The organism is Micromonospora sagamiensis, from assembly GCF_014680085.1.
Classification (GTDB): domain Bacteria; phylum Actinomycetota; class Actinomycetes; order Mycobacteriales; family Micromonosporaceae; genus Micromonospora; species Micromonospora inyonensis.
Genome location: NZ_AP023438.1, coordinates 5003131 through 5022177 on the forward strand (window position 1 = coordinate 5003131; position 19047 = coordinate 5022177).

14 protein-coding genes are annotated in these 19047 nt (G+C 69.9%); 8 read left to right on the forward strand and 6 right to left on the reverse strand.

What is annotated here, in order from left to right; genetic code table 11:
- Window positions 1-96: 96 nt before the first annotated feature.
- Genes IGA62_RS22080 through IGA62_RS22095 form a run of 4 tightly spaced genes read right to left on the reverse strand, consistent with a single transcriptional unit; the run spans window position 97 to window position 3880 of the window.
- Window positions 97-1074: a Gfo/Idh/MocA family protein gene (locus IGA62_RS22080; RefSeq protein WP_145819033.1), complete on the reverse strand. Its 978-nt coding sequence runs from the start codon at window positions 1072-1074 to the stop codon at window positions 97-99.
- A complete protein-coding gene (locus IGA62_RS22085) occupies window positions 1071-2450 on the reverse strand; it encodes a B12-binding domain-containing radical SAM protein (RefSeq protein ID WP_145819032.1) in 1380 nt (459 codons plus the stop codon). Before IGA62_RS22085 ends, IGA62_RS22080 begins: the two co-directional genes overlap by 4 nt.
- 3 nt (window positions 2451-2453) lie before the next feature.
- Window positions 2454-3614, reverse strand: a complete 1161-nt coding sequence (locus tag IGA62_RS22090) for a radical SAM/SPASM domain-containing protein (protein WP_145819031.1) — start codon at window positions 3612-3614, stop codon at window positions 2454-2456.
- Window positions 3611-3880, reverse strand: coding sequence for an HPr-rel-A system PqqD family peptide chaperone (locus IGA62_RS22095; RefSeq protein ID WP_145819030.1), 270 nt, complete (start codon window positions 3878-3880; stop codon window positions 3611-3613). Before IGA62_RS22095 ends, IGA62_RS22090 begins: the two co-directional genes overlap by 4 nt.
- Before the next feature lie 669 nt (window positions 3881-4549).
- Here IGA62_RS22095 and IGA62_RS22100 point away from each other — a divergent pair.
- From IGA62_RS22100 to IGA62_RS22130, 7 genes are all read left to right on the forward strand, one after another.
- Entirely contained in the window at window positions 4550-4828 is a 279-nt protein-coding gene (locus IGA62_RS22100; protein WP_186499956.1) for a phosphopantetheine-binding protein, read from the forward strand.
- Between the two features lie 205 nt (window positions 4829-5033).
- Entirely contained in the window at window positions 5034-6182 is a 1149-nt protein-coding gene (locus IGA62_RS22105) for a condensation domain-containing protein (protein ID WP_190289195.1), read from the forward strand.
- A gap of 99 nt (window positions 6183-6281) precedes the next feature.
- On the forward strand, window positions 6282-7787 hold the full coding sequence (locus IGA62_RS22110; RefSeq protein ID WP_145819027.1) for an amino acid adenylation domain-containing protein: 1506 nt from the start codon (window positions 6282-6284) through the stop codon (window positions 7785-7787).
- Window positions 7788-7911: 124 nt separating this feature from the next.
- Complete coding sequence (locus IGA62_RS22115; protein WP_145819026.1) at window positions 7912-8880, forward strand: ABC transporter ATP-binding protein; 969 nt, start codon at window positions 7912-7914, stop codon at window positions 8878-8880.
- Complete coding sequence (locus tag IGA62_RS22120) at window positions 8877-9653, forward strand: ABC transporter permease (RefSeq protein WP_145819025.1); 777 nt, start codon at window positions 8877-8879, stop codon at window positions 9651-9653. The genes IGA62_RS22115 and IGA62_RS22120 overlap by 4 nt, the downstream gene beginning before the upstream one ends.
- Window positions 9650-10432 (forward strand): ABC transporter permease, encoded by a 783-nt coding sequence (locus tag IGA62_RS22125; RefSeq protein WP_145819024.1) that lies wholly within the window; start codon window positions 9650-9652, stop codon window positions 10430-10432. Before IGA62_RS22120 ends, IGA62_RS22125 begins: the two co-directional genes overlap by 4 nt.
- A 9-nt stretch (window positions 10433-10441) precedes the next feature.
- Entirely contained in the window at window positions 10442-12562 is a 2121-nt protein-coding gene (locus tag IGA62_RS22130) for a GMC oxidoreductase (protein WP_145819023.1), read from the forward strand.
- A gap of 259 nt (window positions 12563-12821) precedes the next feature.
- Here IGA62_RS22130 and hisS read toward each other — a convergent pair whose 3' ends face one another.
- Together hisS and IGA62_RS22140 are read right to left on the reverse strand one after the other, a co-directional pair.
- The gene (gene hisS, locus IGA62_RS22135; RefSeq protein ID WP_145819022.1) at window positions 12822-14135 is read right to left on the reverse strand and encodes a histidine--tRNA ligase; all 1314 of its coding nucleotides are present in this window, start codon (window positions 14133-14135) and stop codon (window positions 12822-12824) included.
- A gap of 796 nt (window positions 14136-14931) precedes the next feature.
- Window positions 14932-17412, reverse strand: a complete 2481-nt coding sequence (locus IGA62_RS22140; protein WP_145819021.1) for a Tex family protein — start codon at window positions 17410-17412, stop codon at window positions 14932-14934.
- Window positions 17413-17529: 117 nt separating this feature from the next.
- Here IGA62_RS22140 and IGA62_RS22145 point away from each other — a divergent pair, with 117 nt between their 5' ends.
- Window positions 17530-19041, forward strand: a complete 1512-nt coding sequence (locus tag IGA62_RS22145) for a deoxyguanosinetriphosphate triphosphohydrolase family protein (RefSeq protein WP_145819020.1) — start codon at window positions 17530-17532, stop codon at window positions 19039-19041.
- Window positions 19042-19047: the final 6 nt, after the last annotated feature.

Here is a 19047-nt window from a genome sequence, read left to right on the forward strand (position 1 = left end):
GCGGCTGACTCGGCGTGGACCGCCCGCAGGCTGGTCCGGGGGCACGTCGACCAGGAGGGCGTTTCCGGCGAATCGCCGTCGCCGGTGGTCCCTGGGTCAGCAGGCCCCGTTGAGCCGGCCGAGCGCCTTGGCCCGCGGTGGCAACCAGGGCCGTGCGGTCGCGGCGGCCCGGATGTGCTCGAGCACACGGAGCACCTCTTCGGCCTCCTCGACGGTAGCGCCGAGGCGTTCGGCCCGCCCCAGATCCTCGACCGGGCGCCCGAGGTCGACGCCGTCGACGTGTCGGGCACCCGCCGGGGTCTGCACGGTGAGTCCAGCCGCCACCAGGTGCGCCCGCCCCGCCGAGCCCTCGACCACGATCTCCCAGTGCTCTGGGCCCTCACCGACGCTCAGCGTCACCGACACGCGCCCGCCGCCACCGCGGAGACGGACCTCGGCCGCCACGTCGGCGGGCCGGCTGCCCCTGTCGAGCCGCGCCCGCTTCACCTCCAGGGGACCCAGGCCCAGGAAGAGCAGCGTGTCGACGACATGGCACACGGTGTCGAGCAGCACGCCGCCGCCGAACCTCACCGATCCGCGGTAGGTGTCGCCGCTGGCGTACCGATCGCGAAACGGTCCGGTCCAGGTGCAGTGCACGCGCTGGAGGGCGCCCAGGCTCCCGTCGGCGAGCAGCGACCGCAATGCCCGCACGTGCGCCTGGTACCTGCGGTTGTACGACACCACCGTCCGGCCGGTGAGTCCGGGGTACGTCGCCAGGACGTTTCGCAGCACGGCGGGCGACGCAGCGCCCGGCTTGTCGATGACCAGCGGCAGGCCGCAACCGGCCGCCACCGGCAGCACGCGGTCGCCGGCCCCGGGTGGCACGGCGACCACCAGGCCGTCCATTCGCTCCTGCGCGATCATCGCCGCGACGTCGCTGTACGCCGATCCGACCCCGAACTCGCGTGCGACCCGGGTCGCGGAGCCGACGGACGTGGTGCACACCGCGACGGGCTCGAACCCGGGGCAGCAGAGCAGATCGAAGAGGTGGGATCTACCGGCTATCCCGCCGCCCACCACCCCTACTCGGATCATCCCGCCACCGGCTCGACCAGGCCGGACGAACGCCACTGGCTGGTCGCGTCGTCCAGCGTCGCCAGGCGCTCCGGCGCCCGGAAGTCGGGGCTGCAGAACTCCATGTAGCACTGGTCGACCCAGTCACGGATCTGTGTCGAGGTGAGCGTCGTCGTACGACACACCGGCTCGTACAGCCAGCCGGTCGACTCGTACCAGTACCGGTCCGGGATCTCGATGCCGTACTGCTCCGGCCGGCTGAACACGTCCGTCCCCGGCCGCGGTTCCATGACGTTGAACGTGGCCACGGTGGGGTTGAGCAGACGGATGTAGTCCAGCGTCGCGGCCAGCGTCTCGTCGGTGTCCCCGGGTGCCCCGATGATGAACGACGCGTGCAGTTCCAGTCCCGCGTCCATGACGAGCCTGGCCTTCTCGATCATGCGCTCCGGGGTGGCCCCCTTCTTGATCAGACGTAGCGTGGCCTTCTGGATCGACTCGAAGCCCATGAACACGCGGTACGCGCCCGCCTCGCGCATCGCCTCCAGCACTGCGGGTTTGGCGTCCTGGGCCCGCATGTTGCTGGTCCATGGCAGGTCGAGGCCACGGGCGCGGATCTCCGCCGAGATGGCGATGGCCCGCTTGGGATCGCCGGAGAAGGTGTCGTCACCGAAGAAGATCGACTGGAAGCCGAGTTCAGCGACCTCCTCCATCTCGTCGACGACGTGGACGGGCGAGTTCCACCGTGGTTTGCGGCCGGCGATCGTGGTCGAGCAGAACGTACAGCGGCTCGGACATCCGCGCGCGGTCATCACGACCGTCTCGTAGTCGTAGGCCAGATAGGGCGCGAGGTCGAAGATCGACCGGTCCGGCCGGCCCAGCTCGTCGAGTGCCATGAGCGGCGGCGCGGGCGGGGTGAGCGCGACACTGCCCGCATCCGTGCGGAAGGCCAGCCCGGACACCTTCCGCAACGCCGCTTCCTCCGCCCGCCCCGGGCCGATCGCCGCACACAACTCCACGATCGACTGCTCGGCGTCGTAGAGCAGGACGTAGTCGACGTCGGCGTGCCGGGTCAGGCATTCGGTGGGCAGGAACGTCACGTGAGGCCCACCGAACACGACCTTCGCATCGACACCGCTGTTCTTGACCGCTGCTGCGATCTCCAGCGCCTGACAGTACGACTGAGCCACCGAGGTGACCCCGACCAGGTCGGGCCGGTAGTCCGCCAGTATCGGGCCCAGCGCGTCGAGCGTGTTGCCGAGGAACGGCAGATCCGCGTGGCGCACCTCGTGACCGGCGGCCTTGAGATGTGTCGACATGTAGGCGTAGCAGAGCGGCGGGTGCAGCAGCAACGTGAAGGGGTCGTGCGGGTAGTGCGGATTGACGAAGAGCACGCGCACGACTCACGCTCCCGCGGTGGGCGGACGGACGCCGACGCGCGGCATGCCGAGGAACGCTCCGGCGGGGCGATCGGGGACGATCTGTTCCACCGCGGCCACCGGCAGGCCATGGGGGTGCCTCTCGCCGAACCGGGTCTCGCCGCACCGCTCGTCGTACTTGCCGATGTAGTGGAAGGCCTTGCAGCCTCCCATGCAGGCGGACAGCACGCCGCATCCCGAGCAGGCGCCGGTCGGCGGCTGGCGCGTGTCGGAGTACTTGTCGACCAGCCGGTCCCAGATGACGGCGAAGGGTTCCTCACGCAGATTGCCGACGGCCTCGGAGATGAAGTTGCAGCCGGTCACATTGCCCACCGGGTCGATCGACACCATGCTCGTGCCCACGTTGCAGAGGTTCGCGCCGATGAAGGCGTCCCGGGCGGCGTTGTCGTCCAGGCGCTGATCCAGCAGCGTCAGCATGAACGGGTCATGCGTGTAGATGTCCAGTCTGCCGCGATACCGCAGCATGATCTCGTAGATCTCCGCGCAGACCTCCTCGTAGCGGCGCCAGAGCGCCCGGTCGAAGATGTCGCGCAGGTTGTACCGGTTCTGCATGAAGCTGATCGCGTGCACGCCCCGGTCGAGAGCGAGTTGGACGATGCCCTCGATGTCGTCGTAGTTGTGCCGGTCGATGGTGGACGAGAAGCCGACCGTGTCCATCGAGGTGTCGAGGAGGAGATCGGCCGCCCGCATGGCCGTGTCGAAGGCGCCCGCCTTGCCGCGGACCCGGTCGTGCACCTCGGGATCGACGCTGTCGATGGAGATCATGCAACGGTTGATGCCGGCATCGACCAGCCGCTGGGCGTCCGCCGGCTGGCGGACGTAGTAGCCGTTCAGCATGAGCGTCTGGTAGAAGTGCAGGTCACGGAAGAGCGCAGCGACGTCGTGGAAGTCCCGGCGAATCATGTTCTCACCGTGCGAGTAGACGACGGCGGCAGCCCCGGCTGCGTACAGATCCTGGGTGAGCTTGCGCAGCTCGTCGAAGGTGAACTCGTTACGGTCCCGGCGGTAGAGCGCGTAGCAGTGCGAGCACTTCAGATTGCAGCGGTACGTCAACCCCAACTGTACGAGGATCGGGATCTTCAGCTCCGGAAGTTGGAAATCCGCAGGCTCGGACAGTGTGCTCATTGGCGAATCACCAGCCCGGCGTTTTCGAAGTCCGACAGCATCTCGTCGACGCTCGCGCGGATTTCGTCCCGGGGGGCGTCGAACTCCTCGGAGAGTTCCTCGGAGATCTGCTCGGCCGTGGTGGCGGACCGTTCGAGAATGGCGACCACACTGGATGCCGTCTCGTTCAACTCGTACATGACGCCCTTCTGGCGATCGAAGAGCATCCGGAGGTCGGTGTTGGTCTGGCGGCAGACAACGTGGTCTGCGATGGCGAAGTTCTGCATGAGTGGATCCCCGTGTTCTTACCCGTGATGGTCGCGCCCCCGGTGGGGCGACAGACTCTGCCCGACAGTGCCGCAGGCAACCGATTCAACCGATGTGCCGGGCAGTCGCCTGCGGCACCGTACTCAGGGACTAGCAGTGCGTACGGACGTTACGAGCACGCCACTGCGGCCGACGCCACGACTTCTTGGCAGCCTTGATCGACATTTTCCACCTCCCCCGTGTCATCGACCCGAAGCTATTTTTCGGGCGACCGGGTTCGACGGTAACTCGGTTCGCAGTCGGGGACGGTCCCGGTAGGTAACGAAACGATAACAGACATTGACGAGAGTGTTCTAGATTGGGGGAGGCGTCAGTTTGGGCGGAGATGAAACCGCAGGTGAAGACCCTGATGGTGGGGCATGGTGACGACGGTGTCGGGGGTGCGCACCCGGCACGTCGAGCCCGATCGGCACCGGATTCGAGCCCGATTTCGGCGGCGGTGGAACCGCAGGTGTGTCAACCCGGGATCGATTCCGGCCGGGCCTCGGGCGGTGTCGGGTGCGCCGCGAGCTGAGGTGTCAGCGAGCCGCGACCACGCTCCACGAAAGACCCTGTGGTGCCCCGGGGGATTGACAGACGAGTGGCGTTGTGGCGGAATGAGCCGCAGAAAGTCCAGAAGGGTACGGGGGATGGACAACACAGTGGAGGAAACCGTTGCCGAGGCGTGGTGTGACATCCTCGGCACGGCCGATGTTCACCTAGACGACGACTTCTTCGCCTGTGGCGGAGACTCCATGCTCGCCATGATGTTGCTCGCTCAGGTGGAGCGTGAGCTGGATGTCGAGCTGTCCTTGGAGGGGTTGTTCGTCGACGGCTCTTTCGGTGCCCTGCTGGCGGCGTGTGGCCGGGCCAGCCGTCCGAAAGGTGCTGATGAATGCCGGTTGCCGGATGCCGGGTTCTCGCGATGAGCCTCTCGCGGACTCCGTTTTCCTGCCGCCCGGGAGAAGCGCGGACCGACGACGGCGAAGGGACGGGTGGGTGATTCCCGGAGCGGCCGGGTCGCCGGTGCGCGGCCCTATCTCGTGGCAGCAGCACACCCGGCTCACGTATCGGCAACCGTTGTCCAATCTCGATGTCCTGGTTGATCTGCCGGACGGCATGGAAACCGGGCACGTGGCACGGAGACTGTACGACGTCGCCGCACGCCAGGCGGCGCTCCGGATCACGCAGGTGTCCCTCGATGCCGGCGGACACACGCTCTTCGCGCCGGAACCGGTCATTCCGCTGCGTCACGAGGTCGTCGACTCGGACGAGGAGTTCCACGCGCTGGTCAGGGACTGTGCCGGAAGACGTTTCGGGCAGGACGGCGGACCGCTGTGGACCGCCACCGTCGTCGAACGGCCCGGTCCGGCCGGGGGACGCAGACGCACCCTGTGCGGCGTGTTCGATCACCACGTCGCCGACGGACGCAGCCTCGACCTCTTCCGGGCCGAGCTCACCGACGCGCTGGGATCACCGTCGGGGCCGTCCACCGCCGGGTCGTACGTCGACTGGCTCAGGTGGCAACACGAGCAGTTCCCCATGGGCGCCCGCGGGCGCGTGACCCCGGCGAGTGAGTTCTGGCGTCGGTACCTCGACGGCTCGGCCCCCGAATGGGCGCCCGGCTTCCGGTTCCGCACCGACGAACCGCTGGGGAAGAGCTACTGCAGGATCCGGCGGAAACTGTTCCTCTCCTCGGAGATGCTGCGCAGGTCCGCCGCCCGTTCGCGGGTGACCCCGTTCATCCTCTACCTGGCGGCCGTCGCGTCGGCGATCTCGCGCCATGCCGAGGCCGAAGACGTGACGGTTCGTACGATGACCCTGGGCAGACCGGCCCCGTTCCTCACCACGTACGGATGGATGTCGAGCCTCGTTCCGGTCAGGGTGAAGGGCCCCGGACTGGCCGACCCGGTTCGCGCCGTGCCCCTGGCCGCGGCCGGCTGGCGCCAGGTGCTGATGTGGCAGGCGACGCCGCGGGAATACCTCCGGCAGCTCTTCGCCGACGGTACCGGGACGACGGTCGCGGAGCAGCCGACCGTCGACCTCAACTTCAACCCGTTCCCGCACGCCCCACGTCCCACCGACAGCGCGCCCGGCACCGAGTCCTGCGAGACGGTGGCGAAGGAACTGCCCCGCATGCTGCTGTGCATGGAGTTGGAGGCTGACGACCACTTCAGCCTGATCTGCATGTTCCCGGTCGAACGGTTCCCCGTCGCCGACGTGCGGGCCTTCCTCGACGACCTGCTGGCCGCACTGGCCGCACTTCTGGCGGGCGTGGAATAGCGTGCCGGCACGCTGCGGCGCTCTGGCACCGGAGCGACGGCGCGCGGCCATGGTGCACGTCGCAGGCAGGAGGGCGTCGGACGAGAGGCAGGAGCAGGCATGACCGTCGTGGAGCTCGTGGCCCGAAGTGCTGACCAGCACCCCGAGCGCACCGCCGTGAGCTGGGAACACGGGTCTCTGTCGTACCGGGAGCTGAACGACCGGGCCAACCGGTTGGCGAACACGTTGTCGGAGCGCGGCCTGACGCACGGGGCGCCGGTCGGCGTCTACACGCACCGCGGCGCCGACATGATCGTCGCCCTGCTCGGGATCCTCAAGGCGGGCGGCGCCTGCGTGCCGCTCGATCCGCAGTATCCCGACGAGCGGATCCGCTTCATGATCGACGACGCGCGGCCGTCGATGCTGGTGACACACGGCGACCTGGACGACCGGTTGGGGGGCGTGCCCGTGCGACGCCTCGTCCTGGATCGGCAGGCGGGCGAGATCGGCAGGGCGTCAGCGGCGGATCCTGCGGTCGCGCCGCCGCCGACCCAGCTCGCCTACGTCCTCTACACCTCGGGATCCACCGGTGTGCCCAAGGGAGTGGAGATCGAACACCACGCCCTCCGTGACAATGCGATCAAGACCGCCCGGCTCCACGACCTGTCGGCGGACGATGTGATGCTGCAGTTCGCGTCACTGTCGTTCGCGTCGTCGATGGGGCAGATCTTCGCTCCGCTGTCGGTGGGTGCCGAGGTGGTGGTGCGCGGCCGTCAGTACAGCGCCGCCGGTCTCCTGGACTACGTCCGGGCCCGCGACGTCACGGTGCTGTGGCTGACTCCCTCCATGATCAACTACCTCGTGCGGCATGCCGAGACGTCGTCGGTCGCGCTCGCCATCCCGCGACTTCGGTTGCTGCGCAGCGGCGGCGAGGCTCTGACCACCTCACTGGCGCGGCGCTGGTTCGCGTTGAGCGACGTCCCGCTACTCAACGTCTATGGACCCACGGAGGCCGTGCAGGATGTCACGGCCTGCCTACTCGGCGAGCCTCCGCTGGTGGCCACCATCGGCAGACCGATCTTCGACGTCGAGGTCTTCGTGCTGGACGACTCCCGAGAGCCGGTCGAGCCGGGCACGCCGGGCGAGCTGTACTTCAGCACGCCCGGCATGGCCCGGGGTTACCTGAACCAGCCGGGTTTGACGAGCGAGCGCTTCGTCGACGTCGTCATCAGCGGGCGCGCACTGCGGCTCTATCGCACGGGCGACCTGGTGCGGATGCTGGACAGCGGCGAACTGGAGTACCTCGGCCGTCGGGACCGGCAGGTGAAGGTGCAGGGCCACCGCATCGAACTCGGCGAGATCGAGGAGCGGCTGACGAGGCATCCGGCCATCACCGCGGCCGTGGTCGTCCTGTCGCCGAGCGCGAGCGGCGAGGCTCGGCTCGTCGCGTACTGCATGTGGTCCGGCGGGCCGGGTGTGCGCGAGCCGGACCTCATGCGGTGGTGCGCGACGGCGCTTCCCGCGGCCATGGTGCCCACCAGATTCGTCGGCGTGGACACGCTTCCCCTGACCGTCAACGGCAAGCTCGACCGGCGGACGCTGGACTCCGCCGACTCCGGACCCTGAAGCTGCCACACCGCGCGCACCGCCGAGGCGCCGCTGCGTCCCCGGACCGACGCCGGACGGTCGCACCTCCGGGAAGCAGGACATCCCGTGGAACTCGCCGAGCTGCAACGAGAGGCCGACCACCGTGGCGACCAACGACATCGAAGTGGATGAACTCGTTCGCGACTACCGCCGCGGCGGCAGCACGCTGCGCGCCGTCGACTCCGTCTCCTTCTCCGTCGCGCGTGGAGAACTGTTCGGCATCCTCGGCCCGAACGGCGCCGGGAAGACGACGACGATCAAGGTACTGCTGACCACCCTGCTCCCCACCAGTGGCCGCGTGTCGGTACTCGGCCACGACGTGACGACCCACGTCAAGCAGGTCCGTCGCCGGGTGGGCCACGTTCTCGGCGGCGACAAGGGTTTCTACGACCGGCTGACCGCGAGGCAGAATCTCACCTACTTCGCCGACCTCTACGAAGTGCCCCATCGTGTTCAGCGCACACGGATCCCGGAGCTCCTGGAACAGGTCGGTCTGAGCGAGCGGTCGCGGGACAGGGTGGAGGTCTATTCCCGAGGCATGAAGCAGCGGCTCCACATCGCACGCAGCCTGGTCCACGACCCGCAGGTACTCATCCTCGACGAGCCGACGAACGGCATCGACCCCGTCGGCGCACGCGAGTTGCGCGAGCTCACCGCCGGCCTGACGCGGCAGGGGAAGACAGTCCTGCTGACCACCCATTACATGCACGAGGCCGAGGCGATGTGCGAGCGTCTCGTCGTGCTGGCCCGTGGCAGGATCATCGCATCCGGCACGCCGTCCACCGTCAAGCGGGCCGTGGGCATACCCCGCGTCACCGAGATCGAAGTCGACGGGCTGGAACCGGAGCGCATCGCCGCGATTCGCGGCCTTGCCGGCGTGACGAGCGTCGAGGTGGACGCGGTCGACGCGCGGCAGTTGATCCAGGTGCGGACCGAGCCGGACGCCGACTGCCTGCAGGCTGTCATCCAGGCGCTGGGCAGGGTCCGCATCGGCCGGATAACGACCCACGATCCCACCCTCGAGGACGCGTACGTGGCCCTCGTGTCCCGCGCCCCGCGCGACGCGTCATGACTCTCCTCCGTTTCCTGGCCACGGCGTGGATCCTCAACTTCCGTCAGATGTCCACCACGAAGCTCTACCTGTTCGACGCCGTCATCCTTCCGGTCATCCTTGCCACCATCGCCCACCGGCTGGCCGGAGACGTCCGGGACGCCACAGCCGCGACAGTGACAACCCTGGGTGCCGCCGTGCTGGGCATGTGGGCGGCGACGCTCAGTGGCACGGGCGCGGCGATCGGGCGCATGCGCTCGTTCGGCCTGCTCGAGCCGGTGGTCGCCGCGCCCCTGCCGTTGTCGGCAGCGCTCGCCTCCAACGCCCTGGCGAGTTCTGCGCTCGGCATCTACGCGATGGCCGCGACACTCGGCTGGGCCAGGCTGGCGCTCGGCCTGCCTCTGCACGTCGCATCGCCGACGATGCTGGTCGCCGCCGCGGTCACGTGTGTCTTCTCCACCGCGGCGCTCGGTCTCGTCCTGTCGGTGTCCCTGGTGCTGTACCCGCGAGCGCACGCGGTGAGCAACATCTTCGAGTACCCGATCTGGCTCCTCACCGGCGCCTGGGTGCCGCTGGGCGTCATGCCGGACTGGGTCGACACCGTCAGTTGGGTGGTGGGTCCGGCGTGGGGCATGAAATCGATCCGCGCGGCGGTGGCCGGCGACGTCACCGCCGCGCTGTCGGCGCTCGTCGCCTGCGCGATCGTCACCGCACTCTACTGGCTGTTCAGCGTCCTTCTCCTGCGACGTGTGGAGAGACTTGCTCGAGAAAGGGCCACGTTACCGCTGTCATGAACGGACTACGAATCGTCGTGGTGGGGGGCTTCCTCGCCTACCAGGGCCTCTTCCAGTGGTTCAGCAGACGCCTGATCCTGCCGACCCTGGTGCTCAGGCCGATGATGCAGCTGGCGGTGTTCACCGTCATCGGCGCGTATCTCGGAAGCCAACCCGCCGACTTCTACGCAGTCGGCAACGCGGTCCAGACGACAGCGCGGGCGTCGGTCTACGCGGCCACCATCGTGATCGCCGCCGAACGCATGAACGGCACGCTGATCACGGTCCTGGCCGCGCCGGCCCACCCGCTGCTGGTATTCGGCGGACGGCTGCTGCCACCCGTCCTCACCGGCGTCGCTTCGGCGGCCCTGATGATGACCGTGGCGATGGCGACGACGGGTGTGCGCCTGTCGTGGTCGGCGACACCGTCGTTGCTGCTGCTCATCCTGCTGGTGTCCGCGTCCTGCGGCGCGTTCGGACTCGTACTGGGTGCCATCGGCCTCTATCTCCGTGACGTGTTCTTTCTCCCGAATGTCGCCGTCTACGCCATGATGCTTCTCTGCGGTGTCAACCTCACCCCCGCCGAGACGTCAGGCGTGCTCGCCCTGCTCGGCGAGGCGCTCCCTCTCACCCACGGCCTGCGCGCGATCCGGGACGTGATCGCCGGCCGACCTGTCACGACCGCGGCCTGGACGACCGAACTGCTGCTGGTGTTCGCCTACGGTGCCGCTGCCTGCGTGTTCCTGGCGTACTTCGCGAGACAAGCCCGGTCCAAAGCGACCTTGGACCTGAGTAGCTAGGGATGGATCATGACCACTGACATCGACACCGGGGTTCTGGTCGTCGGCGCCGGGCCCGTGGGCGTCTCGCTGGCGTGCCGACTCGCCCGTAGGGGCGTGGCGACCATGCTCGTCGAAGCTGCCGCCCCGGCCGCGCCGACGCGCAACGTCGGCCTGGCCAACTGGCCCACCAACCTGGCACGAAGCTCGGGGTTCGGCGGGTCCCTGCGCCACTGGCGCGGGTTGTGCCGGCCGTTCGCCGAGGAGGACCTCCGTGAGCGCAGCTGGGTGTCCGGCAGCGGCTGGCCGGTGGCGTCGGCGGACCTGGCCGGCTTTCACCGCGACGCGGCGCGGCATCTCGGTGTGGCTGCGGAATACACGATCGCGGCCTGGCAGGGGGCGTGGCAGAACGACCTGCCCGACATGGCCGCGCTCGGTCTCGTGCCCCGGGTGTACGCCCTCAGTCCGGACGGCCTGGCCCTGGACAACCTGCGGCAGCTGGCCGTGCGGGAGGAGTGTCTCTCCTACCTCGACGGCGGCCGGCTGGTCGAACTGTACGGCGACAACGCTTCTCGATCGATCCACTCCGCGCTGGTGCGCCGCTCGGACGGTACGCGGGTGCGCGTGCGCAGCCGGGCCACGGTACTCGCCATGGGCGCCATCGAGACCGCCAGGCACCTCATGCACTTCGGCCTGGGCAACGCCTGGGTCGGCCGCTCCTTTCTCGACCACCCGCACACCCTGCTCGGCGTGCTCCGCGAGGCGGACACCGCCCGCCTGGAACCGCTGCTCGAGACGGGATTCTCTGCGCACGGGCCGGCCAGGATGCTGCTGCACCTGACTCCGGAGGCGCAGGACCGACACGCGGTGCCGGCGGCGAGCCTGACCGCGCACACGCTGACCGGGACGAACGCCCTCGCGCTCCTCGCCCGGACGGAGCAGCTCCCGAACCCGGACAGCCGTCTGCACCTGCGGGAAGCCGTGGACAGCGACGGCGTGCGGCTGGTGGACATCGCCTGGAACCTGCACGCCGCCGACCTCCGGGCGCTGCGGGTGCTCGAGGAGTCGACGGCTGCGGCATTCCGCGCGCACGGACTGGGTCGCGTCGTCACCGGTTCCTGCTCTTCCACCTCGTGGCCCGCCGGAACCGTGGGTGCGTGCCACCACCTCGGCACGACGAGAATGGCGACGTCCCCCGATCATGGGGCCACGGACGAGTTCGGCCGACTCCACGGGCTGGACAACCTGTGGATCGCCGGCGGAGCGGTGTTTCCTACCGGAACCGTGGTCAACCCGACGCTCACCGCGGTCGCGCTGGGACTGCGGACCGCAGACCGGATCGCGGAACTCGTACCGGTCACCGGTGTCAGCGCCCAGGGCGTCGACCTGTGCGAGCCTGGGTCCGGGCGACCTGACGGGGCCGTCGAACGATTCATCGGCCTGCTCGGCGACCGCCTCGCGAGCCAGGCCCGACGCCTGGTGGTGGAGGACGGTCTGGCCGACGCCGAACTGCTGGTGCTGGACCTCGACGGGACACTTCTCCGAGCGCACACCGAGCAGTTGATCGCGCAGGTCAGCCGCTTCGTCGCGCGGTTCGGCTACGACGTCGACGCGCCGACGCTGCATGCGCTCGCCCGGAACGAGAACATGTTCGGATTTCTCCGGCCCGACGACGTCGGGGTCCTCGATCTGCTGTTCTGGGACCAGTTCGACGAATCGTCGATGCCCCCCGCCCTGCACGACGGCGCGCTGGCCCTGCTGCAGTTCGCCCGCGCGTGCGGCCTGACCATCGCGGTCTGCACGGCTAGGCGGGCGGAGGCACCTGTCGTCGAGCAGCTGCTCAGGATGCTCGGCTGCCCCCCGCCCAGCCTCGTCGTCAGCGCGGGGCCGGCCGGGGCGGCGAAGAGCGAGATGCTCGTCGCGTTGTGCGAGCGCGCGGGGGTGTCAACGAGACGTACCGTCACGGTCGGGGACACCGTGACGGACATCGTGGCGAGTCGCGCCGCCGGCATCGGCCTTCACATCAGCGTGGGCTGCGGCGTGGCGTCCGCTGCGGCGCTGGCCAAGGCTCAGCCGGATGTCCTGGTGGAGGATCTCGGCGAGCTGCTGGACCTGTGGCTGAACCAGCAGAGCGGTATGAGTCGGGCATGAGGATCGGGACGACAGGCCCCCGGATCGACCGGATCAGCTCGGGGCGGATGTCGGTGCGGTGACCATCCGCCTGCGCCTACGGGCAGGGCGGTGGCCGTGATGGTCGCCTTCGGTTCCCGTGGGAACCGATACGGCCCGCAGCACGCTGCGGGCCGTATCGCTCCCTGCCGTGACCACGGGCAGAGCACGGGGCTCCCCCAGGTCCGGACTTCGCCCGCGACGGGCTACCGTGCGGTTCCGTCGCGCCGAGAAGGCAGCGTCACTGCTGGCCTTCCGGGGCGCGCGCGTCCAGTTGTGCCGCCACGGCCGTGGCGACCGCGTCGACGGTGACGGTCTGCTGGTCACCCGAGGCCATGCCTCTGACGACCACGTTGCCGGCCGCCCAGTCGGACGGCCCGACGATGACGATCGCACGGGCGCCGGTCTTGTCGGCGCGGCTGATCTCCTTGCCGAGTTTGCGCGGCTCCAGGGGCACCGAGGTCCGCCACCCGCTGCCGCGCAGGATACGCGCCACGGAGGCTGCCTGTTCGTAGAGATCCGCCTGGCTGGGGATGACGACCACGTCGGCTTCGGGGAGCGGCTCGGGCAGGATCCCGTGCGTCTCCAGGAAGTCGAACAGCGTGACGTCGCCCATGCCGAAGCCGAAGCCGGGGATCTGGGCATCGGAGAACAGGTTGACCAGATCGCTGTAGCGGCCACCGCCGAACAGCGCCCGACTGTTGGCGGGATGACGGTCGAAGACCTCGAAGACGGTCGACGTGTAGTAGGCGAGTCCGCGAACGATGAACGGGTCGAACGTCACCAGTTCCCGTCCCGGTCCGTCGAGCACCTTCGCCAGCTGCGAGCGCTGCATGACGTCGGCGGGGATGGCCTCCAACAGCTTCTCGCCCGCGCTGAGAGCCTCCTCAAGACGGTCGAACTGCGCGGGTGACACCCCGATGCCTGCGGCTTCCTCGAGAAGCTGTTCGTGGGGATACTTGTCCCACCGGTCGATCAACGCGGCGACCGTCTTCACCTTCTCGGCCGGAATGCCGACCATCTCGGTGAGAATGCCGTCGAGGAGGACCCGGTCGCTTGCCCGCACCACGTACATGTCACGGGATGCGCCCAGGGCGGCCATCATGTCGTGGATCAGCTCGAAGATCTCGATCTCGACGTTCGGGCTGGCCGAGCCGAACGTGTCGACATTGATCTGCCAGTGTTCCCGTACCCGGCCCCGTTGCGGGCGCTCGTAACGGTGGCAGTTCACGTGGCAGTACCAGCGAACCGGGAATTGCAGCTTGTTCGCGTTCGCGGCGATCATGCGGGCGACGGAGGGAGTCATCTCCGGACGGAGCGCCAGGCGGCGGCCCCCCCGGTCGGTGAGGGTGTAGAGCTGCAGATCGGCGATCTCCTGACCCGACTTCGCCTCGTAGATCTCGGCCGACTCCAGGATCGGGCCGTCGTAGCGGGCGAACCCGTAACGCTCGATCACCTCGTAGAGCCGATGGAAGACCTGGGTCCGTACCGACATCTCGGCCGGGAGAAAGTCCCGGGTGCCCCGATAAGGTGAAGTCGGCAGGTGTTGGCTCACTTCGGCTTCCTTTCAGCTTGCGTTGTCCGTCGGCATCGAACGCGTTCGGCGCGAACTGCCGGGTCTCTCCGGGACGTTGGGCCACCACCGCGTGCGGTGGCAGTCGGGCGCGGGGTGTGGGACAGCGACGCCGTCGTCGCCGATCGGAACAACTGTCGTGGTCGGGTGCCCGGGCACCGCCACGAGATCCTAGTGGCCGACGAGACTCCGATGCCTGAGCCTTCGCACCAGGTGTGAGTCACCGCGCGGCGCGGACACCGGACGGGAGGGTAGCGATCGAACCGGGGGGCAGCTCACGACCCGGTGCGAGCCGTCGCCACGGAGGGACCCTGGTCGACCGGCGCCGGGCCGGACACCGATGCCACGATCGGGGTTCTCGACGTTCATGATCATCGCCTAATGCCGGGCTCAACTGAAGGTCAACCGGCGTCACCACGACAACTGCGCGTGGCGGCCAGGACCGTTGTCCCGGCGATGACTTCCGGGGCGACCGACGAACCTGACACGAAGGTCATCCGGAATGGGCTGACATTCCGGTGAGAGCGTACAGTATCGGGCGCGCACCGGCAGCAGCGAAAGCGGGTGCGGCAGCGGTCTCGACAGCGATCGAAGCGGAGGCGTGCTCCCTCGCCGACACCGGTCCGACCCTCGAATCCGGTCCAGCCTTCCACCGGTCGCCGGCGGGCAGCAGAGCGGGCCACCGGCCAACACCGACCTGTGAGTCCGGTCGGCCCGACCGGGGAACGACCAGACTCACAGGTGGCCCGACGTCTCGCCGGATCGGTCGGTCTCCGGGTCAGGCCAGGCCGGCGCGGCGGAGGGCGTCGGCCATCGCCCCGGACGGCGGTGGCGCGGCGCCGCCCCGCCCCTGGCGCTGCGGCGCGCCGCCGCGCGAACCCCGGGCACCGCCCCGGTCCGTCGCCGAGGATCCCCGGTCGCCGCGTCCGCCCTGGTCACCGCGGGAGTCGCGTCCGCCCTGGTCACCGCGCTGGCCGCGTCCGCCCTGGTCACCGCGTCCGCTCTGGTCGCCCCGGGGGCCGCCGCGTTCCCGCCGGCCACCGTCGGCCGGGCCACGACCGGCGGGCGCGCCCGGCTCGTCGTCCAGCCGCAGGGTCAGCGAGATCCGCTTGCGCGGTACGTCCACGTCGAGCACCTTGACCCGGACGACGTCTCCGGACTTGACCACGTCGCGAGGGTCCTTGACGAAGGTGTGCGACATCGCCGAGACGTGCACGAGGCCGTCCTGGTGCACGCCGACGTCCACGAACGCGCCGAAGGCGGCCACGTTGGTGACCACGCCCTCCAGGATCATCCCCGGGGTCAGGTCACCGATCTTCTCGACGCCCTCGACGAAGGTCGCGGTCCGGAACTCCGGTCGTGGGTCGCGTCCCGGCTTCTCCAGCTCCGCCAGGATGTCGGTGACCGTGGGCAGGCCGAACGTGTCGTCGACGAAGTCGGTCGCCTTCAGCCCGCGCAGGATGGTGCTCTTCCCGATCAGCGAGCGCACGTCCTGCCCGGTGTGGGCGAGGATGCGCCGCACCACCGGGTACGCCTCGGGGTGCACGCTGGAGGAGTCCAGCGGGTCGTCGCCGCCGGGGATGCGCAGGAAGCCGGCGCACTGCTCGAACGCCTTCGGCCCGAGCCGGGACACCTTCTTCAGCTCGGCCCGGGTCCGGAACGGCCCGTTGGCGTCCCGGTGCAGGACGATGTTCTCGGCCAGCCCGGCGCCGATGCCGGAAACCCGGGTCAGCAGCGGCGCGGAGGCGGTGTTGACGTCCACGCCGACCGCGTTCACGCAGTCCTCGACCACGGCGTCCAGTGAGCGGGACAGCTTCACCTCGGAAAGGTCGTGCTGGTACTGCCCGACGCCGATCGAGCGCGGGTCGATCTTGACCAGCTCGGCGAGCGGGTCCTGGAGGCGGCGGGCGATGGAGACCGCCCCGCGCAGCGAGACGTCCAGGCCGGGCAGCTCCTGCGAGGCGTACGCCGAGGCGGAGTAGACCGACGCGCCGGCCTCGGAGACCACCACCTTGGTCAGCGTCAGCTCCGGGTGCCGCTTGATCAGGTCACCGGCGAGCTTGTCGGTCTCCCGACTGGCGGTGCCGTTGCCGATCGCCACCAGCTCGACGCCGTGCGCGGCGGCCAGCGTCGCCAGGGTGGCGATCGAGGCGTCCCACTGCCGGCGCGGCTCGTGCGGGTAGATCGTGTCGGTGGCGACCACCTTGCCGGTGGCGTCCACCACGGCCACCTTGACCCCGGTCCGCAGGCCCGGGTCGAGGCCCATGGTCGGACGGGTGCCGGCCGGCGCGGCGAGCAGCAGGTCCCGCAGGTTGGTGGCGAAGACCCGGACCGCCTCGTCCTCGGCCGCCTGCCACAGCCGCATCCGCAGGTCCGCGCCGAGGTGGATGAGGATCCGGGTACGCCAGGCCCAGCGCACCGTGTCGGTCAGCCAGCGGTCCGCCGGCCGGCCGGAGTCGCTGACGCCGAACCGGCCGGCGATGGCCGCCTCGTACCGGGTCGGGCCGGTGACCGGGGCGTCGGCGTCGCCGTCGGGCTCCGGGTCCATGGTCAGGTCGAGCACACCCTCCTTCTCGCCCCGCAGCATCGCCAGGATCCGGTGCGAGGGCAGCTTCGGGAACGGCTCGGCGAAGTCGAAGTAGTCGGCGAACTTCGCGCCGGCCGTCTCCTGTCCCTCGCGTACCCGGGCGACCAGCCGGCCCCGCGACCACATCTGCTCGCGCAGCGTGCCGATCAGGTCGGCGTCCTCGGCGAACCGCTCGATGAGGATGGCCCGCGCCCCCTCCAGGGCGGCGGCCGGATCGGCGACGCCCTTCTCCGCGTCGACGAAGCCGGCGGCGACGGCCTTCGGGTCCTGCGTCGGGTCGGCCAGCAGCGTGTCCGCCAGCGGTTCCAGCCCCGCCTCCCGGGCGATCTGCGCCCGGGTCCGCCGCTTCGGCTTGTACGGCAGGTAGATGTCCTCCAGCCGGGCCTTCGAGTCGGCGGCCACGATCTGCGCTTCCAGGGCCTCGTCGAGCTTGCCCTGGCTGCGGATCGACTCCAGGATGGCGGCCCGCCGCTCGTCCAGCTCGCGCAGGTAGCGCAGCCGCTCCTCGAGGGTGCGCAGCTGCGCGTCGTCGAGCAGGCCGGTGGCCTCCTTGCGGTAGCGGGCGATGAACGGCACGGTCGCGCCGCCGTCGAGCAGCTCCACGGCTGCGCGTACCTGACGTTCGGTGACGCCGATTTCCTCGGCGATCCGCTGATGAACGGACTGGGTCACGATCTGATCCGCCTTCTCCGGTGGGTTCCGTCCTGCATTGTGCCGCCCCACGCTGACACGATCGTTGTGGCGGTACGTGGGCGCGCCGGACGGTGTCGCTGCACTAGCGTGGCGATCATGGAACAACCTGCGGATCCCCGGGCCCGGCGGCTCTTCGGCGGCAGCGCCCGCGCCCTGGGTGACCTCGCGGCGAGTCCGTTCCGTGCCGACCGGGACCGGATCGTGGGCTCGCCCTTCTTCACCCGCCTCGGCGGCGTGACCCAGGTGGTCAGCCCCGGCGGTTCCGGCCTGCTGGTGCACAACCGCCTCACCCACAGCCTCAAGGTCGCCCAGGTCGCCCGGGCCATCGCCGAGCGGCTCACCGCCGACGACCGCTACCGGGACCTGCTGACCGCCCTCGGCGGCTGCGACCCGGACGTGGTGGAGGCCGCCGCGCTCGCCCACGACCTCGGCCACCCGCCCTTCGGGCACCTGGGGGAGCGGGTGCTGGACCGGCTGGCCCGCCAGCGTCTCGGCCTGCCCGACGGCTTCGAGGGCAACGCCCAGTCGTACCGGATCGTCACCTCGACCGAGATCGGCGGCGCGGCCACCATCGGCCTCGACCTGACCGCGGCGGTACGGGCCGCGATGCTGAAGTACCCGTGGACCCGGCTGGACCACCCCGACCCGCATCCCCGGCACCTGGACCCGCCGCCCCGGGGTGCCGCCGCCCCGCCGGACGACCCGGCCAGCGGCTCGGCGAAGTTCGGCGCCTACCGCACCGAGCTGGACGACCTGCGGCAGGCCCGGGAGCCGTTCGCCGGCCGGATCGCCGACTGGCAGCAGACCGTCGAGGCGTCGGTCATGGACACCGCCGACGACGTCGCGTACGCCATCCACGACGTGGAGGACTTCCACCGGGTCGGCGTGCTCCAGCAGGGCGCGGTGGCCGCCGAGCTGATCGCCTGGCAGAAGGAGCACGGGCACTACCGGTCGGTCACCGACGCGGCGCTGGCCAGCACCGCCCGCCGCCCCGGCGCGGCGATCGAGCGGCTGCGCCGGCAACTGCACCGCAAGGACGGCTGGATCGCCGACGACGAGGCGTTCGCCGCCGCCGTCGAGCACGTCCGCCGGGAACTCGTCGAGGGCCTGCTCGCCCTGCCGTTCGACGGCTCGATCGAGGCGGAGCAGTACGTGGCCCGCTTCTCCGCCCGCTGGACCACCCGCTTCGTCGACGCGATCCAGGTGGTCCGGGAGCCGTCGGTGCGCTCCGGGCACGTGCAGCTCGCCGCGCCGCAGTGGCACGAGGTGCAGGTGCTCAAGTTCGTCCACCACCGGTTCGTGCTGGCCCGCCCGGACCTCGCGCTGCACCAGCGCGGCCAGGCCCGGCTGCTCGGCACGCTGGTCGAGGCGCTCTGGGAGTGGCTGCTCGACCCGGAGGAGGAGTCCCGGCTGCCCCGCCGCCTGCACGACCTGGTCGAGCTGGCCGAGGCGGAGCTGCACCCGCGCACCGCGGACCGCTCGGCGCGCGCCCGGGGTCGGGCCATCGTCGACTTCGTCGCGCTGCTCACCGACTCGCAGGCGGTGGCGATGCTGGACTCGCTCTCCGGTCGCTCCGGCGCGCTCTGGACGGACGCCTTCGTGCTCTGACCGGCA